Source organism: Dokdonella immobilis (assembly GCF_900115085.1).
GTDB classification, from domain to species: Bacteria; Pseudomonadota; Gammaproteobacteria; order Xanthomonadales; family Rhodanobacteraceae; genus Dokdonella; species Dokdonella immobilis.
The window spans coordinates 13,575-38,211 of sequence record NZ_FOVF01000029.1 but is presented as its reverse complement, the minus strand read 5'-3'; the positions used below and the strand labels follow the sequence as shown (position 1 = coordinate 38,211).

Genomic DNA, 24,637 nt, shown 5'->3' with positions numbered 1-24,637 from the left:
TCAATTCTCGAAGCCGTTGGCGAAGATCGAATCCACCGACGTCAGCCGCAACGTGTAGCAGTTGTCATCGATGCCGTTGCAGACCACATAGAGGTTGCTCGCGCTGGAATAGCGGAAGCGACCGAACGTGCCGGTGGCCACCGCGGTCGGGCCGCCCGCATAGGTGCGCGTCTCGCAGACGCCGGTTTCGCCGTCGAGCAGTTCGACGCTGTCCCCATCCGACCAGGCCACCAGTCGGTCGAGCACGGGGTCGTACTGCCAGCCGGCGCGATCGTTGGAGAGAAACGTGCAGCCCCTCGTCGACCGCGTGTGATCGACCAGGCCCACCGCGGTCGAACTGCTGATGTCGTACCAGTGCAGCGTCGTGCTGCTGGTGTCGTACCAGTAGTAGCGCCGGCGCAGCGGGTCGATCACGCCGTTCTTGTAGCTGGTGATCGAATACTCCTCGCTGCGCTGGGTCCAGTTGGACGCGACCGGATCGTAGGAGAACAGCGCATGCGTATCGCGTGCATACACCAGGTTGGTCTGCGGATCGCGCGCCATCGACAGATTGAAATCGCCGCCCGGCGACACACTCGGCGACTGCCGCGTCCAGGTGTCGCTGGCCGGCTCGAACAGCCAGGTATCGTCGCCGAAATAGCCGCACTTCCAGCGCGATCCGCCGAACAGCAGCAGCCGGTTCGCAGCCGGCAGGAACTCGACGTTGCTGTAGGTGTGGCGCGCGACCGGGCGGCCGTCGGCGTACATCGAATCGTTGCCCTCGGCGCAGCCATCGCGGACCGGATAGCTCGGCGCATTGAGCCGACTCAGCTGCAGCAGGTTCACATCGAGTACGTAGACCTCGTTGCCCGCATAGTCGGCATGGCCGCCGCCGAGGATGTACAGGCGGTTGCGCTGGGTGTCGAAGGCGCCGCCGCTCCAGGCGCCGGTCACCGACTGGCAGACTCCGAATTCGCCCGGATCGGCCTCCGGCAGCGGGCACAGCGGACGAATGCGCGTGTCCGGGATTTCCTGCCATCCCAACGATGGGGATCCACCCAGCACCGGCGAAGCCTGCGCCAGCGCGAGCAGGGCAGCCCATAAGGCCGCCGACCGGCGCTGCCCACTTCCATTGCGGATGACGAACATGCCTGACCCAGCCCCACGCTGAAGGTCGGTCGAGACTACCGGGGTGCAGGGCGCCTGAACGTGCAGCGGGTCACGGTCGGGTCGGCGCACGGCGCCGCTCCTGCGCCGGTGAAAGCGCCAGATCGGTCCGGGTTCGCGCGGCATGGCTGATAATGGGCATCCGCCATCGGCTGCCGCAGCATTCGAGCCCACGATGAAATCCGAACCGCAGATCCGCGAGCTTCACCCCGACGAATTCGCCGCCCTCGGCCAGCTCATGGTCGAGGTCTATGCCTCGCTGCCGGGCTTTCCGAGCCCGCAGGAACAACCGCGCTACTACGAAACCCTCGCCAACATCGGCCGCTTCTCCGAAAAGCCGGGCGTGCAGGTGCTGGTCGCACTGGGCGCCGGCAACGAATTGATGGGCGGCGTGGTGTACTTCTCCGACATGGCCCAGTACGGATCGGGTGGCACGGCAACCTCCGAAGTAAACGCTGCCGGCATTCGCCTGCTTGGCGTCAGTCCGCAGTATCGGGGTCGCGGCGTCGGCAAGGCCCTCGCACTCGCCTGCATCGCGCGGGCCAGGGAAAGCGGCCGCGGGCAAGTCATCCTGCATACCACCGAAGCCATGCAAGTCGCCTGGAAGCTCTACGAAGGCCTCGGATTCGTACGCTCCACGGATCTCGATTTCGACCAGGAACGCCTGCCCGTGTATGGATTCCGGCGGGTCCTGGAATCGCACTGAGCCGCATCGATCTCCGCGTCGCAAACCCGATACACCGGCTTCCTCGTGCTCGCGCCGGCACTTCCATGGGACGGAACCATCGCAGCCATCACGAACCCGGAGTCCTTGCATCGGCAGTCGGATCGACATCTCGGCGGCGCGCGCAGCGCCGAGCCACTCAGTATCCGGGGAATTCTTCGCTGCGCACGTAGTCCCCGTCCACGCCGGCTGCTTCGAGCGCGCTGAGCACCGAGGCGACCATGGCCGGCGGGCCGACGACGTAGAAGATCGATTCGGGCATTTCGGCAAGCACGCCGGCGATGAACGGCGCGTCGATGCGCCGGGTTTCGCCGCTCCATGGCTGCTTCGATGTGTCCATGCCGGTCATCGTTGCGACCAGGCGAAAGCGGTCGTTGCGCCGGGTGAGATCCTCCAGCTCGGCCAGAAAGGCCGCATCTTCGGGTCGTCGGTTCGAATAGATCAGCAACAGGCGATGCGCGGATTTCTCGGCGGTGGCGTGGCGGAGCATGCTCATGAACGGCGTGATGCCGATGCCGCCGGCGATCAGGCAGGCGGGGCGCGCAACATTGTTGTGCAAGGTCAGGGAACCAAATGGCCCGTCCATGTCGAGCGCGTCGCCGGGCGCCAACGCGGCCAGCGCACGCTTGAATGCGCTGTCGCGCATGCGTGTGGCGATGGTGACGTGGGATTCGTGCGGCGCGCTGACGATCGAGAAGGCGTGGCGCCTGGACGCCTCGGCAAGCTCCGGCGCCCCGAGGACCAGGTCGATGGCCTGCCCCGGCTTGAACGCGAATCCGACCGGCTTCCGCAAATGCAGGGCGAGCGTGCCCTCGGCCACGGTTTCCTTGCGCAACAGTGCGCTTCGATGGGCGCTCACGACACGCCCCTCGCCCTGCAGGTCCGGTCCGTCGCCGCCAGCAGCCGCCTCGCAGCACGAACAGCGTCGCCTGCCGGCTTGTCCCGCTCGATACGCGCGAACGCCGAGTGGTTGTGGATCGACTCGAAGTTCTCGGCTTCGACCACATAGCTGGTGATGCGCGGATCCTGGTCGAGCGCGTGGGCGACGTCGCGCACCAGGTCCTCGACGAATTTCGGGTTGTCGTAGGCGCGCTCGGTGACGAACTTTTCGTCGGCACGCTTGAGCAGGCCATAGACCTCGCAGGAGGCGCTCGCCTCGGCGATCGCGATCAGCTCCTCCATCGGCATCGCACCACACAGTGCGGCCTCGATGTTGATATGCGAACGCTGATTGTGCGCCCCGTATTCGGAAATCTGCTTCGAACACGGACACAGGCTGGTCGCCGCCACCTGCACGCGCATGCGGAACGAGTAGCGACCGTCCTGGGCAACACTGCCGATCCATTCCACGTCGTGGTCGAGCAGGCTGGACACGCCGGATATCGGCGCTGCCTTGCTGACGAACCAGGGGAAGCGCATGGCGATACGGCCGCTGCGGGCGCCGAGCCGCTCGAGCATCTCGAGAACCATGGTGCGGAAGGTGGCCTGGTCGAGATGGCCGGCGCGCGCCTCGAGCAGTTCGATGAAGCGCGACATGTGCGTGCCTTTGACCTCGGCCGGCAGCGCCACGGTCATCGACAGGCTGGCGATGGTGTGGACGGCACGTGGGCCCGACTGGACGACGACCGGGTAACGCACGCCCTTGATGCCAACGGCATCGATGCCTTGCTCGCGAAAATCGGCCTGCGCCTGGACATCCGGAAGCAGTTGCGTGGGGGTGAAGACGTTCATGGCAATCCTCGAGGCGCAGCGGGCCGCAAGCCCGCCGCACGCTATGGCTTGATCAGTTGAATTTGTCCGGGAACTGCTTGGCGATCGCGCCGGTCAGCGCATCGGCGATCACGTACATGTGCTCGCGCATCGCGGCCCAGGTCTTTGCTTCCTGCGCGAACTGCCTGTCCTTGATCTGCTGGTCCTGCGACATGTGGTGGGCGCCATGGCCGACGAACAGCGAGACCACGGTCGCGCGTGGCAGGTTCGGGTTCGCCCCGCTGAGGAAGTCGGCGATGTGTCCCGCGTTGTCCGTCAGGCTTTTCGCGGCGGCGGCCTGCTTGTCCTTGTCGGCGGCATCGGTGGCATCGATATGCGCCTTGACCGCGCCATAGTGCTCCACCAGCAGATTCATCAGCGCGTCCGAACCGGCCTTGCCATAGAAGGGCTCGATGGATGCCGCGATCTGCCTGGCATTGGCGACCACTTCGCCTTCGGCAACCTTGGCCGCGGCATCGTCGTGGGCCATCGTTTCCAGGGCCACGTTGCGCACCCAGAAGATGTGGCCGATCCACAGATCGCGCAGGGTGGCCTGGGTCGCCGACTGCGTGGCCGTCACGCAGTCGGCCGCAGGTTCGTTGTCGTGCGCGAGAACTACGGTGGCGCCGCCAAGCAGGGCAGTCAGGGCCAGGGCGACTAGGGGTTTCCCGAGGGTGGCAAGCATTGCGATCTCCCGATCACGGTTGAGGAGGTCGCAATGCTGGGACTGATAAAATAGATTGTCAAGTAAAATATGCCATAACGGCGTTAACCCGGATTTTCGGTAACATGCAGCTGCCGCCATCCGGTCGCGGGCTATCGCAGTCGGACGCGTTATCGTCGAGGATGCCATGATCAATGTACTGGGACAGCGCCAGCAGGACCTGCTCAGACTCCTGCTCCGCAACAAGGGCGGCTTGACCGTCGACGAGCTCTCTCGCCAGCTCGAGATCACGCGCAACGCGGTGCGCCAGCACCTGGCCTCGCTCGAAAGCGATGGCCTGGTCGCGCCGGGCATCAGCCGGCCGTCGGGCGGGCGACCCGAGCAGCTCTACGTGCTCTCCGATGAAGGCAAGGAAATCTTTCCGCGCCAGTATTCGTGGTTCGCAGAGCTGGTGATCGACACGATCCGGGACGACGCTGGCGACGAGGTGCTCAAGAAGCGCCTCGACCGCATGGGCGAACGCATCGCCGACCAGCTGCGCGCGCAGAATCCGCCAGGGGCGAACCGCCAGAAGCAGGTCGAGAAACTGGCCAAAGTGATGGAGGGGATGGGCTACAACACGGGCGGCGCCACCGTGGGCGAGGGAAAGCCCGTCATCGAGGCCGACAACTGCATCTTCCACAACCTGGCCATGAAAAACCCCGACATCTGCCGCTTCGACCTCGCCCTGATGGCCCGTTTCACTGACAGCAAGATCGACCACCAGGAATGCATGGCAAAAGGCGGCAACGTCTGCCGCTTCAAGTTTTCGCCAAAGCCAAAGACCTCGTCGTAGGCATCGGCTCCAGTTGCGATGCCCGTTCCCACGTGGGGAACCGCATCGGGAGTGAAGGCCTCTCCGACGATGAACCGCCTCGGATGTCGCATCAGCCGCCGGAAAATTGCATGCCCTGTCCGCAGGACTGACAGGAATCTGTTCGGCCCCGATAGCGAATCAATACGCCTCGGCCTTCGAGCCTTTCATCACGACGCCGCTCCGTGGCTCGCAGCGCATTCCGCCCGCAGGCCTTTGCTGTCCTTCTCCCACCGGCGGGAGAGGCCTCTGTCCCGAACAATTGTCGGGCCGGTGGATTGAGGATCCTGCGAACCTGTCCTTCGACTTCGCTGCGCTACGCTCAGGACGAACGGGGTGATGGGCCCTTGCTGTTCTTTCTCCCGTCGGCGGGAATCCAACGCGGCAGGACAGCCGTTTTGCGCAGCGCAGATGCCGGCGAGGGCGAGCGCCAGGGATGGTGCCAGTTCAGGTGCCCGACTGCGCCCGACCGGATCGGGCGCGAACGGCGAATGCCGGCCCGCAGGGAGAGCCCCAGGGACGGGGCGAATCAAGGGGATGAGTGTGGGCTCCTGCCCCTTCTTTTTCCTTCTCCCGCCGGCGGGAGAAGGTCCCGGAGGGGGATGAGGGTGGGCTTTTGCCCCTTCTTTTTCCTTCTCCCGCCGGCGGGAGAAGGTCCCGGAGGGGGATGAGGGTGGCGCTTTTCAGCTCGATCAATACCCGCGCACGCGGTCGACAACGCCGCTGACTGGTTCGCCTGCCTCCAGCTTGCGGATCTTCTCCGCCACCTGCTCGCAGGCCACGTCGTGAGGGGTCAATGCCGCCACGTGCGGCGTCATGCGCACGCGGGGATGCATCCAGTAACGATGGTCGGCCGGCAGCGGTTCGCGCGCGAATACATCGAGATAGGCTTCCGAAATCCATCCTGAATCGAGTGCGTCGAGCAGCGCCTCGTCGTCGATCAGTTCGCCGCGCGATAGGTTGGCGAGTGCCGCACCTTCCGGGAGCTTCGCCAGACGCTCCCGGTCGAGCAGCCCCTCGGTATCGCCGGTCAACGGCAGAAACACCAGCAACAACTCGCTGCTGCCCAACACCGCATCGAGCCCGAGCGAACCATGCTCGCACTGCACGCCATCGATCGTTTTGACCGTGCGGCTCCAGCCTGACACCGCGAATCCGAAATCGGCCAGCGCCCGGGCCACGGCACCGCCGAGTACGCCGAGCCCGAGCACGCCGATCGGAAAGTCATGCCGATCGCGGTAGCTTCGCGGCGCCCAGCGTCCCTCCGCCTGGGCTGCCGCGTATTCCGCAAAGCGCCGGAACCGGCGCAGCACCACGTACAGCGCGTACTCGATCATCTGCGCCGCCATGCCGACATCCTCCATGCGTACCAGCGGCACATCGCGCGGCAGCGAAGGCATCGCCAGCAGGCCGTCGACACCGGCGCCGAGCGAGAACAGTGCCTTCAAGCGCGGTTGCGCGGCGAACAGGGCCGCCGGCGGTTTCCAGACCACCGCGTAGTCGCAAGGCGGCGCATCGAGGCCGGCATGGACGCGCGCCTCGGGCAGGCAGGCCGCCAGCGCATCGCGCCACGCACCCTGTTCCTTTGCGGTACAGATCAATACGTCCATGGCGGCACCTGCAAAGCGACGAGTGTACGGAACTCTCCACAGCCATTGTAGGAGGCGGCTTCAGCCACGATGTTTTCCGTCTTGTGCCGTCGTAGGAGCGGCTTCAGCCGCGATGCTTTCCGTCACGCTGCGAAAGGGCATCGAGCCTGAAGGCTCTTTGTAGGAGCGGCTTCAGCCGCGATGTTTTCCGTCACGTTGCGAAAGGGCATCGAGCCTGAAGGCTCTACAGAGAGCGCCGAATGGGCGGCGCGGGCTTCGATCATCGTTCCCGCGTCACCGCTTCGTTGTTGCTTCAGCCGCGATGCTTTCCGTCACGTTGCGAAAGGGCATCGAGCCTGAAGGCTCTACAGAGAGCGCCGAATGGGCGGCGCGGGCTTCGATCATCGTTCCCGGGTCCGTTGTTGGAAGCGGCTTCAGCCGCGATGCTTTCGGTCACGTTGCGAAAGGGCATCGAGCCTGAAGGCTCTTCCTACAGAGAGCGCCGAATGGGCGGCGCGGACTTCGATGCGGCCTCGCGCTTCGGCTCTGTTGTAGGAAGCGGCTTCAGCCGCGATGCTTCCCGTCACGCTGCGAAAGAGCATCGAGCCTGAAGGCTCTTCCTACAAAGAACGCCGAAACGTACCTTGGGCTTCGATCACCATCCCCGCGTCACCGCTTCGCTTTTGGTTTTCCGGCCTCGCGCCTCTCCACCCGCACCTCCTTGCGTTCCTTCTTGTCCAGGCTGCCGGAACCTTCCTTGAAACGCTGCTTGCGCTCCGCCTTCCCGGCGGCCTTCTCCGCCGCCGCCTGATCCATCGCGGCCTGTTCCTGGTCGATCATCGTCGGCGTTTCGAGGCTGATCCGGCCCAGCTTGCCGCTGCGAAACTCCTTGACCAGCAGCTCGCTGATCTTGTGCCGGTTGAACCTGCCGCCGGAACTCACCGCACCCCGCTTGAGCGCGGCGGCCTGCAGGAACGCCTCCTCATCGCCCGGCACGGCATCGAGCTTGAAGCGCTCCACGAGCAAGCCCGGATAGTGGCGCAGCAGAAACTCGGCCGCGAAATGGCCGACATCGTCATACTCCATCGCCGTATCCCGGATCGCCCCGGTCACGGCCAGCCGGTAGCTGCTGGCCGGATTCTCGACCTTCGGCCATAAGATCCCCGGCGTATCGAACAGGATGATCCCGCTGCCCAGGTCGATCCGTTGCTGCGACTTGGTCACGGCCGGTTCGTTGCCGGTTTTCGCAATCGTGCGCCCGGCCAGAATGTTGATCAGGGTCGATTTGCCGACATTCGGAATGCCGACGACCATGGCATGGATCGCATTGCGGCTCGCGTCGCGCTCCGGAAGCATCGCCCGGCACAGCCCCACCAGCGCCTTGATGCCGGCGGGCTGATCGCTGCGGGTCGGAAACGTCCTGACGTTGCGCTGCTGCTCGAACCGCGCCTGCCACAGCGCCGTCACCTCGGGGTCGGCCAGATCGGACTTGCTCAACACCTTGATGCAAGGCTTGTCCCCGCGCAGCCCGGCGATCGCCGGATTCTCGCTCGACCACGGAATCCGCGCATCGAGGATCTCGATCAGCAGATCGACCTGCGGCAGCAGCGCGATCATGTCCTTCCGGGCCTTGTGCATATGCCCCGGGTACCAGTGAATCGTCATCTCGTGAGTCCTTGAAGCGGCGCATAGTAAAGCGGCCTGACCGGGAATGAACGCGCTCCCGTCCGACATGGGGACGACCGCGACTGAATCGCCCCGGCATTCTCCGAGGCCATCAGGCTTGCGTCACGCCACCACGGTTGGAACGAACGGACTGTTTGCGCTCCCCGAACCCCGCTTCCCACTTAGGAACCCCCTTCAGGAGCGATGCTCTCCCTAGGCGGCCAATCTCAAGCCGCATCCTGCAAGCGCCGAATCTTCGGCTGCTTCCGTTGCGCCGCCTGCGACAACTCGTAGTTGCTCTGCAAGGTCATCCAGAACCGTGCGGTACTTGCACCAGCACGTTCCAGCCTGATTGCAAGATCCGGACTTATCCCAGCCCTGCCATTGATCACGCGCGACAATGTGGTGCGGGACATGCCGAGTCGCTCTGCGGCATCGGTCACTTCGATCCCGAGCGGCAGCAGCACGTCTTCGCGAAGCAGCTCGCCGGGGTGCGGATGATTCTTCATCATGATGTTGACCTCGTTCTCAATGATAGTGCTGATAGTCGACCAGCTCCACGTCCGCACCGACAAACCGAAACGTGACACGCCAATTGCCACTGACCCAAACTGACCAGTGGCCCCTCAGGCCTCCCTTCAGCGGGTGCAGCTTGTAGCCAGGCTGGTTCAATTCCGTCGCTGTTGCTGCGGCATCCAGCGCGGCAAGAATGCGGTTCAGCTTGCTGGCATGTGCAGCCTGTACACCACGAGCGGAGCCCGTTCGATACAGAATCTCAAGGCCCTTGTGCCGGAAGCTGACGATCATGACAACAGTGTAGCGTGTAGCGGCACACGGCACAAATCCGATGTCTTGACCGCTCTGTCTTTCGCGCGCCCGCCCGACAACGGTCTGCTGACGGTGTCCATAGTCAATCAGATCCGCATTTGGTTCATGCAGGGTGAGGCGCACAGCACGCTAACGGAGGCCCGTTAAGGAGGATCTGATCAAGTAGCAAAGTCGTCACGACGCCTGCCTGTGTGCAGATCGCGACGCGTCGACGCAGACAGACTGGCCGTCTTTCAAGTCGACGCAACAAAGATATGCGCGCAGGCAGGCGTCGCCTAACGCATTGATTGGATGATGAAAAGGTGGCGTCCAGAAGGCTCCCCACATGCACCGCGCGCCTCGTCAAGGCAACCAGCCTTCACTTCGCCACGCGGCACATGTGGAAAACCTTCTGAACGCCATGACGACTTTGCTACTTGATCAGACCCTCCTTAAGGGGCGAGCATCCCGTCGCAACGGCGAAAATCTCGCCCGAAATCGGACGCCTACAAACCCCGGCGCATCATTCACCCGCCTCCAATCCTTCGCCAAAATGCCCCATCCGCGCCAAGCCCTTCGCAAACTCCACCAGGGCCGGCTCCACCGCCGAATTCGCAAACCCGCGCACCTGGTCGAGCCGCCCCGTGCCGTCCTCGCCAAGATGCAAGCCGATATGCGCCACCGGGCGCGGCCGCCCGCCGGCACGCACCGAGTAGATGATGTACAGCCGTCCCCGGCAATCGTCTGCATACGTGCTCAGGCAAGTGCGCATGGCTTCGCCTTCCTGCCACAGCATGGCGCTGTCGCGCAGCGGCACCACATCGAAGCGGCGCCAGCGCAGTCCATTGATGCCGTGCGTCCAGTCGATCATTTGGCGGCGCTGGCGCTCTCTCTCGGTCCATTCGATGCAGCGCGCATGGAACCAGCGCCACGGCGCGCGCTGCTGGTTGCGGTCGAACACCGGCCTGGCCCGCGCGATCCAGCCGAGCACGGGCGTCAATTCGTGGTCGATGAAGGCATCGAGCGCGCCCAGCGGCAGCGGGCCGCGGACCTGCTCGATCGCCCCGCGCACGAGGCCCAGCGGCAATCCGCCGACGTCGAGCTCGTCGGTGTACCAATGGCGCGCAAACAATGCGCGCACGATGCAGTAGGGCATCGGCACCACCGCCTGCGCCCGCTGCAACAGTCGCACATGGGCGATCAGGTCGTCCCAGGCCACCTGCAGGCTCGCGTTCGGCCGATCAAGCGGGCGAAACAGGGCGCGCGACCAGCGGCACAGCAACTTCCAGCCGGCCGTCGTCACGCCGCGCTCGGTGAGCAGACGCCGCAGCGCATGGAAATCATCACGTACGCCGATCAGTTTCAGGCGCACGGCCAAGCCCCAAAGCGGCGCGAGCCTCGGCGCCTCGCCGACGCGCTGACGCAGGATCTCGGCATGCCGCCAGGCCCACATGTAGTCGCCGCCCAGCAGGCCGCGGCCACGGCGCAGGTCGATCGTGGCCTCGCGCAGGTCGCGTACCACCTGGCGATTGTAGGGATACGCGTCGGATATGCGGCGGCGCACGCGCTCGAGCAGGCGTGAGCGCGCGGCGATCGTCTGCACCACCGAAGTCAGCCAGGCGAAGGCCGGCGCCTCGATGTCCGCATGCGGCCAGGCCCAACCCAGGGCCGTGCGCAAATCCTGGCGCAGCCGGTTGGCGAACGCGCGACACCAGTCCTCCGTGCGCAAGGGTTCGAGCAGGTCGACCTGTGCATAGCGCGGAAATCCGAAGCTGTTGGCGGACCGCACCGAAACGCTGATGAAGCGTCGCTGATAATCAAAGTGCACGCCGAACGCCCCGAGCACATCGACCACGCACCAGCCCTCGCCGCGCGACACCCGGGTCGGGCTCGCGAACTCCGAATAGAGCAGGGCGCGCGTGCGCAAAGCGAGCGCGAGCAAGGCGTGGCGGAACTCGCCGAGCCGATCCGGCAACGGCGGAAACATCGCTATGTCGAATGCCCGCCCGACCGGCCGCTGCCGCTTCAGCGCCAGCATCGCCGCCCGCGGCCACTGCCGGACCTCACGCGCATAGCTCAGCAACGCCATCGCCCGATTCCACGCCGCCTGCAAGCCATCCCCATCGGCATCGAACCCCTCCACCAGGCCCTCCCAACGCAGCAACCGCCCCGGCGCCCCAAGCCAGACCACCAGCCCTGGATCGACCAAGGTCCCATCGCAGAGATAGTCCGCATAGGCGCGAAGGTGACTTCCCGGCACATGCGCCGCGGCCAGCAAGACCCCAACTCGGTCCCGCACGGCTTCCGACTCGAGCCAATCCCGCACCGGTACACCGGCTGGCGAGAAGAGACTGGCCTGCTCGGGGTCCGGTTCGGGGAGGGTGGGGTGGGTGAGTTGGAAGGAGGGCGCAATATCTGGCCTGCCGGGCCGGTGATCTCGAGGTACGGCGTCAAAAAGCGACGCGCAGCCGATTTGGGCGGATCCTACGGTAGTCGCAGCAAGGAGAGCCATGGCGTGCTCATGACGGGAACGAGCGTTAGGGTATGCGCCAGGTTTGTCTCACGCCTTGCGATCTGGCTTTTGGCCAAGTGTCTCGATCCAGTTCCCGGAAGGGAGAACTTTCGGACTATCCCCCATCAGAGCATCACGTTAGTTACTATCGACAGCACTGGAAAGTGGAATGGATTGCTATGGCTCATATGTGGATGGTTCGCGGAGACAGTGGCCGGCTATATGAGGAATTTCGCGACCAGAGGGTCGTCGCGCTGGGATGGATTGAGCTGGCTCATGTCGCCAAGCCGGGTGTTTCGAAAGATAAGCTGGCGGAAGTATTCGCTGCGAGGCGTCCAGACCTGAAGCCCGGCTCAATCCTCGCAGGCGCATCGCAAGTTTGGCGCTATATCAACAAGGTCGAGAAGGGCGATAAGGTCATCACCTACAATCCTTCTGCCCGACGGTATCTGGTCGGGACAATCGAAGGTGACCTCACCGTCGAGCAAAACCCTTCTTTGCCCGGAATGAGCTTGTTGAGAGCTACGCGCTGGGACCACGAGATTGACCGCGACGATCTCAGTGTCAGCACCAAGAATTCGCTCGGTTCGACGATGACGTTCTTTCAGGTGCCGCCGGCCGCTGCAGCGGAGATTTTTCGCGTTGCGACCGGCAAGTCCGGGCCTGGCGCACATAACGCCTCGAACATTCCAGCGACCGACGAGGAATCGAGCGAAGAGACAGACGATCTCCTGCAGAGTCTGGAGGCCAAGGCCGTCGAGTTCATCAAGGACAAGATCAGCCAGCTCGATTGGGACGAAATGCAGGAGTTGGTTGCGGGAATCCTTCGGGCGATGGGGTACAAGACACGCGTCGCGAAGCAAGGGCCCGATCGCGGAGCGGATATCGTCGCTTCGCCCGACGGACTCGGGTTCGAGAATCCTCGCATTGTTGTCGAGGTCAAACACCGCAGCGGCTCGATGGGCAGCAAGGAAGTGCGCAGCTTCCTCGGCGGTCGCCACAAGGACGACCGCGGGCTCTACGTGAGCACCGGCGGATTCAGCAAGGACGCGCGCTACGAGGCCGATCGCGCCAGTATTCCGGTGACCTTATGGGAGCTCGACGACATCGTCCGGGCGCTCGTGGACTACTACGAGACAGTCGACAGTGAAACTCGACGGCTGGTGCCGCTCAAGCGGCTTTACTGGCCTGCCTAAATCCCGTCGGCAAGCATCGGCGCTGCACTTGGATTGAGGGGTAGCACTGGCCAAGTCCGACTCGGTTGCTTGGCCCGTACGCCAGAAGCAAGTCGAGCGCCTTGCGGCAACTCGGCATTCGCCGTACTTTGCCGCTTCGTTTGTATGGAAAGAGGAAGCAATGGCGCGCGCAGGAAAAACAGGGGCTACCCGGAAGAAGGATGCCAAATCATCCAGTGCCAACCTCGGTTTCGAGGCCAAGCTCTGGCTGGCCGCCGACAAGCTTCGCAACAACATGGATGCGGCGGAGTACAAGCATGTCGTACTCGGTCTGATTTTCCTCAAGTACATCTCTGATACGTTCGAGGAACACCGGGCCAAACTCCTGGCCGGGGACGGTGACTACGAGGGCGCAAATCCCGAAGACCCTGACGAATACAAGGCCGAGAACGTGTTCTGGGTGCCGGCCGACGCCCGCTGGGCGCATCTCCAGGCCAACGCCAAGCAGCCATCCATTGGGAAGACCGTGGACGACGCCATGGTCGCCATCGAGCGTGACAACCCGCGCCTCAAGGGCGTCCTGCCCAAGGATTACGCCCGCCCCGGCCTCGACAAGCATCGCCTGGGCGAACTGATCGACCTCATCGCCACCATCAGCCTCACCGCCGCCAGCGAGGGCGAGAAATCCCACCGTTCGGTCGACCTGCTCGGCCGCGTCTACGAGTATTTCCTCACCCGCTTCGCCAGTGCCGAGGGCAAGAACGGTGGCCAGTTCTATACGCCGTCCTGCGTCGTGCGCTGCCTTGTCGAGATGCTCGCGCCCTACAAGGGGCGCATCTACGACCCCGCCTGCGGCTCCGGTGGCATGTTCGTGCAGTCGGAGAAGTTCGTCGAATCGCACGGCGGCAAGCTCGGCGACATTTCCATCTACGGCCAGGAGAGCAATGCCACCACGCGCCGCCTCGCGATCATGAACCTCGCCATCCGAGGCATCGAAGCCGACATCGGCAAGGAGCACGCCGATACCTTCCGCAATGTCCAGCATCCTGACCTGCGCGCCGACTACGTCCTCGCCAATCCGCCTTTCAACGACTCCGATTGGTTCCGCAAGGATGACGACGTGCGCTGGCAATTCGGCGTTCCGCCGAAGGGCAATGCCAACTTCGCCTGGGTGCAGCACTTCATCCATCATCTGGCGCCGGATGGCATGGCCGGCTTCGTCCTGGCGAATGGCAGCATGTCCTCCAACCAGTCCGGCGAAGGCGACATCCGCAAGGCCATCGTCGAAGCCGATCTCGTCGACTGCATGGTCGCGCTACCGGGCCAGCTCTTCTACAGCACCCAGATTCCGGTCTGCCTCTGGTTCCTCGCCAAGAACAAGAACGCCGACGCCAAACGCGGTTTCCGCGATCGCCGCAAGCAAACCCTCTTCATCGACGCCCGCAAACTCGGCACCCTCATCGACCGCGTCCACCGCGAACTCACCGACGCCGACCTCGACAAGATCGCATCCACCTATCACGCCTGGCGAAGGGCAGGAAGCCCGAGTGTCGCAAAGGCCAGGACGGCCGAGAGCGACCGTGGGGACACCGCCGTTCCTTCTTCCGCAAAGCGGGAGAAGGTGCCGAAGGCGGATGAGGGCGCTCCTGATTCTTCGACCTACAACGACATTCCCGGCTTCTGCAAATCCGCCACCGCCACCGAAATCGCCGCCCACGGCCGCGTCCTCACCCCCGGCCGTTACGTCGGCGCCGAGGAAGCCGAAGACGACGGCGAGCCCTTCGAGGAGAAGATGCCGCGCCTCGTCGCCGAACTGCATGGTCAGTTTGCGGAGTCGGCCAAACTGGAAGCTGCCATTCGCGCCAATTTGAAAGGACTCGGCTACGAATGAGCGTAAAGACCACAGCCCAGCCTGTCCGCCGAAGCCTCAGCGAAGGCGGGTTCGCCGAGTCCGCGAATCTGGAGGAGGCCATGAAAGCAAACCTGGGGGGGCTGGGTTATGGCGGGTGAACAAACCGTCAGGGACTACGTGACGCTTATTCGAGGCACCACATACAAGGGAATCCTCGTTGGTAAGCCTGGCCCAGCGTTGCTTGGACTAGGTTCGATTTATCCCGGCGGGGGGTTCCGTGAGGGCGACTATAAAACATACGGCGGCGATTGCCCTCCGAAGTTGATGCTCACTCCGGGCGACCTGTTTGTGTCGCTCAAAGGCGCTACAAAAGATGGCAAAATGATTGGGTCGGTTGCTCGCGTGCCGGCTTCAGTGCCCTCTGGCCGCCTCACGCAAGACACCGTGAAGTTAGAGTTTCGGAGCGCCGAGAGAGCAAAGGCATCCAGTTACCTTTACTGGTTGCTTCGCACTCCTCAATACCGCGCCTATTGCGACGGCCGAGCAATGGGGAGCGCAGTTGTCGCCCTGAGCCGCGATGACTTCCTCGACTACCCTGTGCCCAGTTTTTCGTGCACTCGAAAAAGCATCGTGGAAGTGCTCGAACGCATCGAAGACAAGATCGAGTTGAACCGGCGGATGAACGCGACGCTTGAGACGACGGCGCGCGCTCTGTTCCAGAGCTGGTTCGTGGATTTCGAACCCGTCCGCGCCAAACTCGACGGCCGCTCCCCTCCCGGCCTCGACTCCGCCACCGCCGCCCTCTTCCCCGACTCCTTCCAAGATTCGCCGATTGGCCATGTACCTACAGGCTGGAAGGTCGATCGTTTTGACACACACATCGCCGCTGACCGTGGTCTGAGCTACAAAGGCGAAGGCTTGCGTGATGACAGAGCTGGCCTGCCGATGCATAACCTCAACTCGATCTACGAGGGTGGTGGCTACAAGCATGAAGGACTGAAGTACTACGCAGGCGAATATCGCGAGAAGCACCTACTTGATTCGGGCGACATGATCGTGACGAACACCGAGCAAGGTTTCGACCATTTGCTGATCGGTCATGCTGCTATCGTTCCACGATGCTATGGCCCGAAGGGACTATTCAGTCATCACATCTACCGAGTCCGCCACAAGCCCAACTCGCCGTTCAGCCCACACTACCTTGTCGAACTATTTAACAACCGGCGCTGGCACTACTGGATAAGTGGTTTCTCGAATGGCACCACGATAAATATGCTTCCGAAGGATGCCCTCGAAATGCCCCTGCTCGTTGTCCCGCCCGTCGAACTGGTTAAGAAATTCACGGCGCTTGCAGAAGCGGCACATATCCAAGTAGAAGAAAACAAGGAGCAATCCCGCACCCTCGCCACCCTGCGCAACACGCTGCTGCCAAAGCTGCTGAGCGGGGAATTGAGAGTCAAATCTGCCGAGCGTGAGATCGCAAGATGAATGGGCTCCTAGTGCGTGTGGGTGCCGATCAGAGTGAAGGTGGTGGCCATTGGAATGGCCCGGTCGATTCGCTCAGCAGCGAGTTTGTCTACGTGTCGATTCCCGAGTCGGGAGACTTTCGCGATGGATTGAACACGCCGTATGCGGGTCTGCGCGAAAAGCTGGATGCTTTTGGAGCCCGATTGCCTGCGCATCTCGTGGATAGACAGATGCATCTGGATCCCGATTTCGCGCACCTGAGCTATGGCGACCAGGGCCAAAAGGGAAAACAGATCCGCGAGACATTGAAGTCAGGCGATCTGATCGCTTTCTATTCCGGTCTGCGGGATACAAGAAGACCGAATGGCTTGGTGTATGCCTTGATTGGATTGCTGGTTGTCGATGGGATCATAGACGGCGCTGATGTGCCTTCGAACCGATGGCATGAAAATGCGCACACACGGCGGGTTCCATCGGCCGATGCAAGTGACATCATCGTACGTGCAAGACAAGGGGTTTCCGGTCGACTTCAGCGCTGCATTCCGATCGGCGACTATCGCGATCGTGCTTACCGGGTCTGGCCCGACTTGCAGGAGGCCTGGGGTGGCTTGAGCGTTCGAGATGGCTACCTGCAGCGCAGCGCGCGCCCGCCTTCCTTTCATGATGCCGGGCGATTCTACAAGTGGTTCCTTTCCCGGAATGTCGATCTGGTTCAACGCAACAACTAGTGATGTCGCGCATCTACGTCTACAAGCTCACGAACGATGACGGTGGTGCGCCGTGTGTCGAGGACGAGCTGCTTTCATTGTGCATCTGCAAGCCGAGAATTCGCAGTGTTGCCATTGAGGGTGATGTGTTGATCGGCGTGCGGCCAACGCGCTGGCTTCAGACAATCATTTGATCTATGTCGCGCGCGTCACCGGAAAAACCACTGACGGAGGATACTTCAGAGATCCGGAGTTTCGGAACCGTGGGGATTGCATTTACGCGTGGCGTGGTGGCCGATACGACTTGCGTAAAGATGCCCGATTTCACAATCATCCCGGTGACCTGGTTCATGATCTGAGCGCGCCTCCGGCCTATCGGCGTGCCAATACGCTGTTGTCCACCGATTTCCGCTATTTCGGCAGCATGGGGACAGATAAGTACAAGCGATTGTTCCCGCGTGTGGCGAGGCGGGTTGCTTCGCTGGGGCGAGGCCATCGTGTCAACCACGGTCTCGCCTTGGAGCAGGAACTTCGCGACCTGATTGACTGGGCGTTTACGTTCTCTTCCGTGGTCCCGGAATGGAGCCGGGACGACAGTAGTCAGTGCGGAACATGCGGGCCCCAGCGGCCGAAGCGAAGCCCGGTATCGAGGGGAACGTATTGAATCTATTGGGTTTGCTTTTCCGCAGTGAAGATCCAATGTGTGGCTAATCGTTGACAGTTATGAGTAAACGTCTACTATTCGCCACATGCCCGGTACCGACCACGCGAAGGTTCTGAAGCTGGCGGGTCGCCGTCAGGGGGTCACCACGCGCGAGTTGGTGGCTGCCGGTATTCATACGCAAACGCTGACTCGACTTGTCCAGACAGGGCAGGTGGAACGCATCGCGCGCGGGCTGTATCGGCTGCCGGAGCAATCGTTTTCGGAACACCATGGTCTGGTTCTGGCGAGCACGGCGATTCCGCGTGCGATCGTTTGCCTGCTCAGCGCCTTGCAGTTCCATGGCATCGGCACCCAGGCGCCGTTCGAGGTGTGGATCGCGATTGATCGGCGTGATCGTCGCCCGGCGTTGACCTATCCACCCTTGCGCATCGTCCGATTTTCTGGCCCGGCCCTCACTGCGGGAGTCGAATCGCATCGCATCGAGGGGCAGACGGTTCGCGTGTACAGCCTGGCCAAGACCGTGGCCGATTGCTTCAAATACCGCAACAAGATCGGTGTCGATGTCGCTCTGGAGGCGCTGCGCGAAGCGTGGCGCGCCCGCCGTGTGACGATGGACGAACTGGATCGTTACGCCCGCATTTGCCGCGTCCAGCGCGTGATGCAACCGTATCTCGAAGCCCTGACTGCATGAGCGGCGACCGCGATGGGCTGGTCCGTTCTTTGCAGTCGCGGTTGGCGAGGCATGCGAGGGAAATTGGCGTCGATCCGAATCTGTTGCTGACTCGGTATGCGATCGAGCGGTTTCTGTATCGACTTTCACGCTCGCCGCACGCGGAACGGTTTGTACTGAAGGGTGCGCTGTTGATGCTGGTATGGCTGGGCGAAACCTTGCGACCTACCCGGGACGCCGATCTGCTGGGATTCGGAGAACTGTCTGACGAGACGTTGGGGAAAATGTTTGCTGAGGTCTGCGACACCGTAGTCGAGCCCGATGCGATTCAGTTTCTCTCTGAATCTGTGCGCGTGGAACCCATCCGGATCGAGGACGCCTATGGCGGTCGGCGAGTTCTTCTCGGCGCGAAGATGGGTAAAGCCGCGCTGCGTGTCCAGGTGGACGTCGGTATCGGCGATGCAACGGTGCCGGAACCTGTCTGGCTGGACTATCCGAGTCTGTTGGATCTGCCGCGCCCACGAATGCGTGCGTATGCAGTAGAGACCGTTGTTGCAGAGAAGCTTCATGCCATCGTGTTGCTCGGCTCACGAAACAGCCGGATGAAGGATTACTTCGACTTGAACGCGATTGCCCGGGAAGGGCTGGCGCGTTCTGATCAATTGGGTGAGTCGATTGCCGCGACTTTCGAGCGTCGCAGGACACTCGTCCCAGACAGCTTGCCGATTGGGTTGAGCGACGACTTCGGGCTCGATCCGCTCAAGCAGTCCCAATGGAAGGCGTTTTTGGCCAAGAATGGACTTGTTGGGCCTTCGCTGGATGAGGTCGTCGCCCGCATAAGGGACCTTGTTGCGCTACCTTTGGCATCAGCGCGCGAGCGTTGGGGAAAATCGTGAGTGGTCTGAACGAATCCATTGTCGAAGATGCTGCCCTCTCGTGGTTCCGCGAGCTTGGCTACCGCATCGAGAGCGGTCCAGATCTCGCGCCGGGAGAGCCCGCTGCTGAGCGCCACTCGTTTGGCGATGTGGTGCTTGTTGGCAGACTGCGAGACGCCATTGCTCGACTGAACCGGGAGATACCTGCCGTTGCTCTTGAAGACGCCTTGCTCAAGGCGTTGCGTATAGCGACGCCTTCGCTCACGCAGACCAATCGTTCGTTTCAGCGGATGCTGCGCGACGGTGTTCCGGTTGAATACCAGCGACCCGATGGCAGCATCGCGGGAGATCATGTGCGGCTCGTGGATTTTGCCGATCCAGACAAAAATGACTGGTTGGCGGTGAATCAGTTCACGGTGGTCGAGGCTCAGCACCACCGCCGGCCGGATATTGTGGTTTTCGTCAATGGCATTCCGTTGGGATTGATCGAACTCAAAAGCGCGGTGGATGAGGATGCAACGATCTGGAGCGCCTACGCGCAGTTGCAAACCTACAAGGCGGAAATCCCTTCACTGCTGAATTACAACGCAGCCTTGATCGTCAGTGACGGCTTGCAAGCGCGCATCGGCTCCCTAACGGCCAACCAGGAGTGGTTCAAGGTCTGGCGAACGATTGACGGGCAGGGTGACGCCGCACCCGGTTCGCTGGAACTGGAGACACTGATCGGGGGCGTATTCGAGCGGCGTCGATTCCTCGACCTGCTGCAGCATTTCATCGTCTTCGAGGAAGACCCAGATTCGGGCGCGCTGCACAAGATCATCGCCGGCTATCATCAGTTCCATGCCGTGAATGCGGCGGTGGAGGAAACGGTTCGCGCCAGCGGCATGGCAGATTTCGATCGCCAGCGGGAAGCGCCGGGGCACTATTGGGCAGGTCGAATGCATGGCGGCAAGCCGGGCGACCGTCGCGCGGGCGTGGTCTGGCACACGCAGGGCAGCGGCAAGAGTTTCTCCATGCTCTTCTTCGCCGCCCGCGTGGTGCGCCATCCGGCGATGCAAAACCCGACGCTGGTGGTGCTGACCGACCGCAACGATCTGGACGACCAGCTTTTCGGCCAGTTCCAGCGCTGCGCGGACATCCTCGGCCAAACGCCTATGCAAGCCGACGGGCGCGAGCATTTGCGCGAGATGCTGAACCGGGCGAGCGGCGGCGTGGTGTTCACGACCATCCACAAGTTCATGCCGGAAAAGGGCGAGGTGATGCCCGAGCTGAGCGCGCGAAGGAACATCGTCGTGATCGCCGATGAAGCGCACCGCAGCCAGTATGGCTTCGGCGGCAGGGTCAACGAGAAGACCGGCGAGATGTCCTACGGCTTCGCCAGCAACCTGCGCGATGCGTTGCCGAATGCCTCGTTCATCGGCTTCACCGGTACGCCGATCGAGAAGACGGATGCGAATACGCGGGCGGTCTTCGGCGACTACATTTCCATTTACGACATCCAGCGCGCTGTTGCCGACAAGGCCACGGTGCCGATCTATTACGAGAGCCGAATTTCCAAGCTCGCCCTCAACGCTGCCGAGCTGCCAAAGATCGACGCGGAGTTCGAAGAGATTACCGAAGGCGAAGAGCTGACCAGGAAGGAGAAGCTCAAGACCAAGTGGGCCGCCCTGGAAGCATTGGTGGGCGACCCGAAACGTATCGCACTCGTGGCCGCCGATCTTGTGACGCATTTCGAGAAGCGGGTGGAGGCGATGGACGGCAAGGCAATGATCGTCTGCATGAGCCGCCGCATCGCCGTCGCTCTCTACGACGCGTTGATCAAGCTGCGCCCCGATTGGGCCAGCGCCAAGGACGACGACGTCGAAGCCGAGCGCAGTAAAGCCTGCGTGGTGAAAGTGGTGATGACCGGCAGTGCCGACGATGGGCCCGACTGGCAGCCGCACATCCGCAACAAGGAAAAGCGCCGCACGCTGGCAAACCGCTTCAAGGATCCAATAGATCCGTTCGGTATCGTGATCGTGAGGGACATGTGGCTTACCGGCTTCGATGCACCTTGTCTGCACACGATGTATGTCGACAAGCCGATGCAAGGCCACGGCCTCATGCAGGCCATCGCCCGTGTGAACCGTGTCTTCCGCGACAAACCAGGCGGGCTGGTGGTGGACTATCTCGGCCTCGCCGATCAGCTCAAGAAGGCGCTCGTCACCTATACCGAAAGCGGTGGCCACGGAAACCCGACCTACGACGTCGCCCAGGCTGTTGCGGTGATGCGGGAGAAGCACGGCATCGCCTGCGACATGATGCATGGCTTCAACTGGGACAAGTGGGTCAGCGGCACGCCGACTGAACGCCTGCAACTCATTCCGGCCGGGCAGGAGCACATCCTCAAGCAGGACGATGGCAAGAAGCGCTGGATTCAGGTGGTGACGGAGCTTTCCCGCGCGTTTGCCCTCTGCGCCGCGAGTGATGATGCCACCGAGATCCGCGACGACGTGAGCTTCTTCCAGGCCCTGCAAGCCGCGCTCAACAAGCAGAGCAGCAACACCCGCAAGACGCCCGAGCAAATCGACGCCGCTATCCGCCAGCTCGTGAGCAAGGCCATCACGACCGAAGGCCAGGTGATCGACGTGTTCACTGCCGCCGGGTTGCCGAAGCCGGATATTTCGATCCTGAGCGACCAGTTCCTCGCCGAGGTGCGTGGTCTCAAACACAAGAATGTCGCGGCCGAGTTGCTGGAGAAGCTTCTCAAGGACGAACTCAAGGTGCGCTCCAGACGCAACCTCGTGCAGAGCCAGGTCTTTTCCGAGAAATTGAAGAAGACGCTCAACGCTTACCACAACCGCGCCATCTCGACGATGCAGGTCATCGAAGAGCTGATCAAGTTGGCCAAGGACCTCGATGCCGCTACCAAGCGCGGCGAGGACATGGGACTGACCGACGACGAGATCGCCTTCTACGACGCCCTCGCTGCCAATGACAGCGCCGTGCAGGCGATGGGCGACGCGAAGCTGAAGGTCATCGCCGCCGAACTCATCACCCAGGTGAAAAAGAGCGTCACCATCGACTGGACCCTCCGCGAAAGTGCGCGAGCGAAGATCAAGATCATGGTGAAGCGCATCCTCCGAAAGCACGGCTATCCGCCGGACCTTCAGGAGGAAGCGGTGAAGACCGTGCTCATGCAGGCCGAACTGCTTTGTGCGGAATGGGTGTGATGAACTCCGGGCGAGTTTGGCCAACCGATGAGCAATGACGACTTGTCGGGAGGGGCGACTGCCGAGTCCCTCGCAGGCGGCGCGGAAATGGTTGCCGTCGTCGGGCTTGACGCCGCTTCCGACCCTCGCAAGTTTGGCTATGCGACAGGGTATTTCCGGAATGGCTCCGTCGAGGTCAGTTCATCAGGTTGCCTTGGAACGGTCGAAGGACGGCGGGACAAGCTTTGTCGAGTGGTGGACTGGATTCTCGGTATCGATCCAAAGTATCGGATCCTGCTCGCGATCGATGCCCCCTTGGGTTGGCCGTCTGCGCTGTCGGATGCATTGAAGCACCACGTTGCTGGTAAAAACCTGACTGCTTCGAAAGAGACGACGTTTCGTCGGCTGACTGAACGAAATCTCAGGCAAGCAGAATTCGGTGGACATGCGCCGCTTGAGGTAGCGGCGGACAGAATCGCGCGTGCGGCTCATGAGGCGCTCTCCGTACTAGACGAGATTCGCACCATGACCGGACTGGGTTTCCCGCTTGCCTGGACACCCGGATTTTTGGGGAACGCCGTCATCGAGGTGTATCCCGCGGCATCGCTGAAGGCGAATGGCCTTCCACGTTCGAGCTACAAGAAGCGGGAGCAAGGCGAAAAGCGTAAAGAGATTGCTGCGAGACTCGTGAATACCGTCCGAGGCCTCGACGTGCTATGTGAAGGAAGCGCCGACATATTCGATGCCGGACTTTGTTTGCTTGCAGCGGCAGATTTCCTGAGCGACAAGTCGAGGCCACCTCCTGAATGCGATTTCGAAATAGCGCTTCGTGAAGGGTGGATATGGGTGAAGCAGTCCTGAAGCCGGAGTGGAGATGATGGCCAGCAATCAGGTGAGGTTGAGCAGATTGCCAGGGGCGGTACCGCAATGAGGACGATCACTTGCCTCAATATCCGCCAAGGAGGCGGAACGCGTCAGCGCGCACTGGCAGACTGGTTGATCGGCACCTGTTCCGATTTGTTCGTTCTCACAGAATGGCGTAGAAGCTCGACAGAAATTCGTGCTGCGCTCGAGCAGGCGGGTTTCAACCGAACCGAGGCCATCCGCGACGGCAAGCCGGATAATGGCGTTGCCGTATTTTCCAGGGCCGAGCATACGGGTACTCGGGTAACGCCGCGAGAGGCAATGCGAGGCGAACTTCTACTTGTTGATGTCCAGGGTATTCGTATTCTTGGGGCGTATTTTCCGCAGAGGCAAGCCAAGGCGACCTACTTCACATACTGTGCCGAATCGGCTTCGAAGGATGTCGGGCCGCTGTTGTTGATCGGTGATCTGAACACGGGATGCAATGAACGTGATATCGAATCTGGCGGCGCACCATTCCACTGTGAAGATCAGTTCATCGAACTATCGGAAATTCGCGGTCTGACCGATCTCTGGCGCGCGCAGCGTGGCGATGAAGCGCGCGACTGGACCTGGCGATCGCCAAAGAACGGATTCCGAATCGATCATGCGTTCGGGAATAGCGCGTTCGTGGACGCATATCCGAATGCAACCTGCCGAATCGATCATGCACCGCGAGAAATGGGGCTCTCAGATCACAGCGCGGTTGTTGTTGAATTGAATGAAGTCGCTCGACCCATGGTTTAGCGTCGATTCTTCAACGTATTGGAGTGGCCGTATTCAATCGCGAGGTCGGAGACGCCGAGCAGACAGTATGCTCGGAGGGGATTGCTGCTGTGGTTGCCCCCGAATTTGTCAATCTGAGCGCAATTTGCAGGCGATTGACCAAGGCCATGTCGATTTCCATGTTGCCCATCCGTCGTCAGGGGTAGAGCCGCCATTCGGGCTCGTTTCCCAACCATGGAGATCACGGCATGCATATCCAGCCTTACCTTTATTTCGACGGTCGTTGCGATGAGGCGATCGAGTTCTATCGCAAGAATCTTGGCGCGGAAGTGCTCATGCTGATGCGCTTTGGCGAGGCACCCGACGGAGACGGATGCACGGGGCCGATGCCGCCTGCGGACAAGGTCATGCATGCATGTCTGCAGGTCGGTGACAGCCAGGTGCTGTGTTCCGATGGGTTCGCGGCGGGGAATCCCGAGTTCAAGGGGGTCTCGCTGTCGCTGAACGCGGACGACGATGCACATGCGCGCAGGCTGTTCGATGCGCTGGCGGATGGGGGCAAGGTGCAGATGGCGCTGGCGGAAAGCTTCTTCGCGACCAGTTTCGGCATGCTGACCGATCGCTTTGGCGTGGCCTGGATCATCGTGGTTTCGAAGCCCGGATTCGGCGGGTGATCCGCGCGATCCCTCGCTGAATAC

General features: G+C 62.1%; 23 protein-coding genes. 14 read left to right on the top strand and 9 right to left on the bottom strand.

The window, feature by feature from the left end; translation table 11 throughout:
* Complete coding sequence (locus tag BM125_RS16005) at positions 1-1,218, bottom strand: Kelch repeat-containing protein (RefSeq protein WP_139225071.1); 1,218 nt, start codon at positions 1,216-1,218, stop codon at positions 1-3.
* A gap of 103 nt (positions 1,219-1,321) precedes the next feature.
* Between BM125_RS16005 and BM125_RS16000 the strand changes: the two genes are divergently transcribed.
* Positions 1,322-1,852 (top strand): GNAT family N-acetyltransferase, encoded by a 531-nt coding sequence (locus BM125_RS16000; protein WP_092409807.1) that lies wholly within the window; start codon positions 1,322-1,324, stop codon positions 1,850-1,852.
* Positions 1,853-2,009: 157 nt separating this feature from the next.
* Here BM125_RS16000 and BM125_RS15995 read toward each other — a convergent pair whose 3' ends face one another.
* Genes BM125_RS15995 through BM125_RS15985 form a run of 3 tightly spaced genes read right to left on the bottom strand, consistent with a single transcriptional unit; the run spans position 2,010 to position 4,304 of the window.
* Entirely contained in the window at positions 2,010-2,729 is a 720-nt protein-coding gene (locus BM125_RS15995; RefSeq protein WP_092409805.1) for a ferredoxin--NADP reductase, read from the bottom strand.
* Complete coding sequence (folE2, locus tag BM125_RS15990; protein WP_092409803.1) at positions 2,726-3,601, bottom strand: GTP cyclohydrolase FolE2; 876 nt, start codon at positions 3,599-3,601, stop codon at positions 2,726-2,728. Before folE2 ends, BM125_RS15995 begins: the two co-directional genes overlap by 4 nt.
* Positions 3,602-3,653: 52 nt before the next feature.
* Entirely contained in the window at positions 3,654-4,304 is a 651-nt protein-coding gene (locus tag BM125_RS15985) for a hypothetical protein (RefSeq protein WP_092409801.1), read from the bottom strand.
* 166 nt (positions 4,305-4,470) lie between these two features.
* Here BM125_RS15985 and BM125_RS15980 point away from each other — a divergent pair, with 166 nt between their 5' ends.
* Entirely contained in the window at positions 4,471-5,118 is a 648-nt protein-coding gene (locus BM125_RS15980; protein WP_092409799.1) for a helix-turn-helix transcriptional regulator, read from the top strand.
* A gap of 710 nt (positions 5,119-5,828) precedes the next feature.
* On the opposite strand, the gene BM125_RS15975 is transcribed toward BM125_RS15980, so the two are convergent.
* From BM125_RS15975 to BM125_RS15955, 5 genes are all read right to left on the bottom strand, one after another.
* The gene (locus tag BM125_RS15975) at positions 5,829-6,746 is read right to left on the bottom strand and encodes a 2-hydroxyacid dehydrogenase (protein ID WP_092409797.1); all 918 of its coding nucleotides are present in this window, start codon (positions 6,744-6,746) and stop codon (positions 5,829-5,831) included.
* Between the two features lie 648 nt (positions 6,747-7,394).
* The gene (gene ylqF / locus BM125_RS15970; RefSeq protein ID WP_092409795.1) at positions 7,395-8,390 is read right to left on the bottom strand and encodes a ribosome biogenesis GTPase YlqF; all 996 of its coding nucleotides are present in this window, start codon (positions 8,388-8,390) and stop codon (positions 7,395-7,397) included.
* A 227-nt stretch (positions 8,391-8,617) separates the two neighbouring features.
* Positions 8,618-8,902: a HigA family addiction module antitoxin gene (locus tag BM125_RS15965; RefSeq protein ID WP_092409793.1), complete on the bottom strand. Its 285-nt coding sequence runs from the start codon at positions 8,900-8,902 to the stop codon at positions 8,618-8,620.
* Between the two features lie 16 nt (positions 8,903-8,918).
* Entirely contained in the window at positions 8,919-9,341 is a 423-nt protein-coding gene (locus tag BM125_RS15960) for a type II toxin-antitoxin system RelE/ParE family toxin (protein WP_245778953.1), read from the bottom strand.
* Positions 9,342-9,720: 379 nt separating this feature from the next.
* Positions 9,721-11,709 carry a PcfJ domain-containing protein gene (locus tag BM125_RS15955; RefSeq protein ID WP_092409789.1) on the bottom strand — a complete coding sequence of 663 codons (1,989 nt, stop codon included), beginning with the start codon at positions 11,707-11,709 and terminating at the stop codon, positions 9,721-9,723.
* A gap of 188 nt (positions 11,710-11,897) precedes the next feature.
* Here BM125_RS15955 and BM125_RS15950 point away from each other — a divergent pair, with 188 nt between their 5' ends.
* The 12 genes from BM125_RS15950 (at position 11,898) to BM125_RS15905 (ending at position 24,613) form a co-directional block, all read left to right on the top strand.
* Positions 11,898-12,905, top strand: a complete 1,008-nt coding sequence (locus BM125_RS15950) for a restriction endonuclease (RefSeq protein ID WP_245778952.1) — start codon at positions 11,898-11,900, stop codon at positions 12,903-12,905.
* Positions 12,906-13,065: 160 nt separating this feature from the next.
* Positions 13,066-14,775, top strand: coding sequence for a type I restriction-modification system subunit M (locus tag BM125_RS15945; protein ID WP_092409785.1), 1,710 nt, complete (start codon positions 13,066-13,068; stop codon positions 14,773-14,775).
* A gap of 108 nt (positions 14,776-14,883) precedes the next feature.
* Complete coding sequence (locus BM125_RS15940; RefSeq protein WP_092409783.1) at positions 14,884-16,224, top strand: restriction endonuclease subunit S; 1,341 nt, start codon at positions 14,884-14,886, stop codon at positions 16,222-16,224.
* Complete coding sequence (locus BM125_RS15935; protein ID WP_139225069.1) at positions 16,221-16,931, top strand: Nmad3 family putative nucleotide modification protein; 711 nt, start codon at positions 16,221-16,223, stop codon at positions 16,929-16,931. Before BM125_RS15940 ends, BM125_RS15935 begins: the two co-directional genes overlap by 4 nt.
* A 2-nt stretch (positions 16,932-16,933) precedes the next feature.
* Positions 16,934-17,104, top strand: coding sequence for an Nmad2 family putative nucleotide modification protein (locus tag BM125_RS21015; RefSeq protein WP_175498138.1), 171 nt, complete (start codon positions 16,934-16,936; stop codon positions 17,102-17,104).
* Positions 17,101-17,574 (top strand): hypothetical protein, encoded by a 474-nt coding sequence (locus tag BM125_RS21010; RefSeq protein WP_175498137.1) that lies wholly within the window; start codon positions 17,101-17,103, stop codon positions 17,572-17,574. Before BM125_RS21015 ends, BM125_RS21010 begins: the two co-directional genes overlap by 4 nt.
* A gap of 85 nt (positions 17,575-17,659) precedes the next feature.
* On the top strand, positions 17,660-18,265 hold the full coding sequence (locus tag BM125_RS15930; RefSeq protein ID WP_092409779.1) for a type IV toxin-antitoxin system AbiEi family antitoxin domain-containing protein: 606 nt from the start codon (positions 17,660-17,662) through the stop codon (positions 18,263-18,265).
* Positions 18,262-19,140: a nucleotidyl transferase AbiEii/AbiGii toxin family protein gene (locus BM125_RS15925; RefSeq protein ID WP_092409777.1), complete on the top strand. Its 879-nt coding sequence runs from the start codon at positions 18,262-18,264 to the stop codon at positions 19,138-19,140. Before BM125_RS15930 ends, BM125_RS15925 begins: the two co-directional genes overlap by 4 nt.
* Positions 19,137-22,331, top strand: coding sequence for a type I restriction endonuclease subunit R (locus BM125_RS15920; RefSeq protein ID WP_092409775.1), 3,195 nt, complete (start codon positions 19,137-19,139; stop codon positions 22,329-22,331). The genes BM125_RS15925 and BM125_RS15920 overlap by 4 nt, the downstream gene beginning before the upstream one ends.
* A gap of 27 nt (positions 22,332-22,358) precedes the next feature.
* Positions 22,359-23,171: a DUF429 domain-containing protein gene (locus tag BM125_RS15915; RefSeq protein WP_092409773.1), complete on the top strand. Its 813-nt coding sequence runs from the start codon at positions 22,359-22,361 to the stop codon at positions 23,169-23,171.
* Positions 23,172-23,237: 66 nt separating this feature from the next.
* Positions 23,238-23,960 carry an endonuclease/exonuclease/phosphatase family protein gene (locus tag BM125_RS19960; protein WP_139225068.1) on the top strand — a complete coding sequence of 241 codons (723 nt, stop codon included), beginning with the start codon at positions 23,238-23,240 and terminating at the stop codon, positions 23,958-23,960.
* A gap of 227 nt (positions 23,961-24,187) precedes the next feature.
* A complete protein-coding gene (locus BM125_RS15905) occupies positions 24,188-24,613 on the top strand; it encodes a VOC family protein (protein ID WP_092409769.1) in 426 nt (141 codons plus the stop codon).
* Positions 24,614-24,637: the final 24 nt, after the last annotated feature.

Excerpts from the sequence above, each read along its gene's own strand:
- BM125_RS15965 (WP_092409793.1), bottom strand. The coding sequence starts at position 8,902 with ATGATGAAGAATCATCCGCACCCCGGCGAGCTGCTTCGCGAAGACGTG.
- BM125_RS15950 (WP_245778952.1), top strand. The coding sequence starts at position 11,898 with ATGTGGATGGTTCGCGGAGACAGTGGCCGGCTATATGAGGAATTTCGC.
- ylqF (WP_092409795.1), bottom strand. The coding sequence starts at position 8,390 with ATGACGATTCACTGGTACCCGGGGCATATGCACAAGGCCCGGAAGGAC.
- BM125_RS15940 (WP_092409783.1), top strand. The coding sequence starts at position 14,884 with ATGGCGGGTGAACAAACCGTCAGGGACTACGTGACGCTTATTCGAGGC.
- BM125_RS15975 (WP_092409797.1), bottom strand. The coding sequence starts at position 6,746 with ATGGACGTATTGATCTGTACCGCAAAGGAACAGGGTGCGTGGCGCGAT.
- BM125_RS15915 (WP_092409773.1), top strand. The coding sequence starts at position 22,359 with ATGAGCAATGACGACTTGTCGGGAGGGGCGACTGCCGAGTCCCTCGCA.
- BM125_RS15930 (WP_092409779.1), top strand. The coding sequence starts at position 17,660 with ATGCCCGGTACCGACCACGCGAAGGTTCTGAAGCTGGCGGGTCGCCGT.
- BM125_RS21015 (WP_175498138.1), top strand. The coding sequence starts at position 16,934 with ATGTCGCGCATCTACGTCTACAAGCTCACGAACGATGACGGTGGTGCG.
- BM125_RS15905 (WP_092409769.1), top strand. The coding sequence starts at position 24,188 with ATGCATATCCAGCCTTACCTTTATTTCGACGGTCGTTGCGATGAGGCG.
- BM125_RS15955 (WP_092409789.1), bottom strand. The coding sequence starts at position 11,709 with ATGGCTCTCCTTGCTGCGACTACCGTAGGATCCGCCCAAATCGGCTGC.
- BM125_RS15935 (WP_139225069.1), top strand. The coding sequence starts at position 16,221 with ATGAATGGGCTCCTAGTGCGTGTGGGTGCCGATCAGAGTGAAGGTGGT.
- BM125_RS16000 (WP_092409807.1), top strand. The coding sequence starts at position 1,322 with ATGAAATCCGAACCGCAGATCCGCGAGCTTCACCCCGACGAATTCGCC.
- BM125_RS15980 (WP_092409799.1), top strand. The coding sequence starts at position 4,471 with ATGATCAATGTACTGGGACAGCGCCAGCAGGACCTGCTCAGACTCCTG.
- folE2 (WP_092409803.1), bottom strand. The coding sequence starts at position 3,601 with ATGAACGTCTTCACCCCCACGCAACTGCTTCCGGATGTCCAGGCGCAG.
- BM125_RS15945 (WP_092409785.1), top strand. The coding sequence starts at position 13,066 with ATGGCGCGCGCAGGAAAAACAGGGGCTACCCGGAAGAAGGATGCCAAA.
- BM125_RS15925 (WP_092409777.1), top strand. The coding sequence starts at position 18,262 with ATGAGCGGCGACCGCGATGGGCTGGTCCGTTCTTTGCAGTCGCGGTTG.
- BM125_RS19960 (WP_139225068.1), top strand. The coding sequence starts at position 23,238 with ATGAGGACGATCACTTGCCTCAATATCCGCCAAGGAGGCGGAACGCGT.
- BM125_RS15985 (WP_092409801.1), bottom strand. The coding sequence starts at position 4,304 with ATGCTTGCCACCCTCGGGAAACCCCTAGTCGCCCTGGCCCTGACTGCC.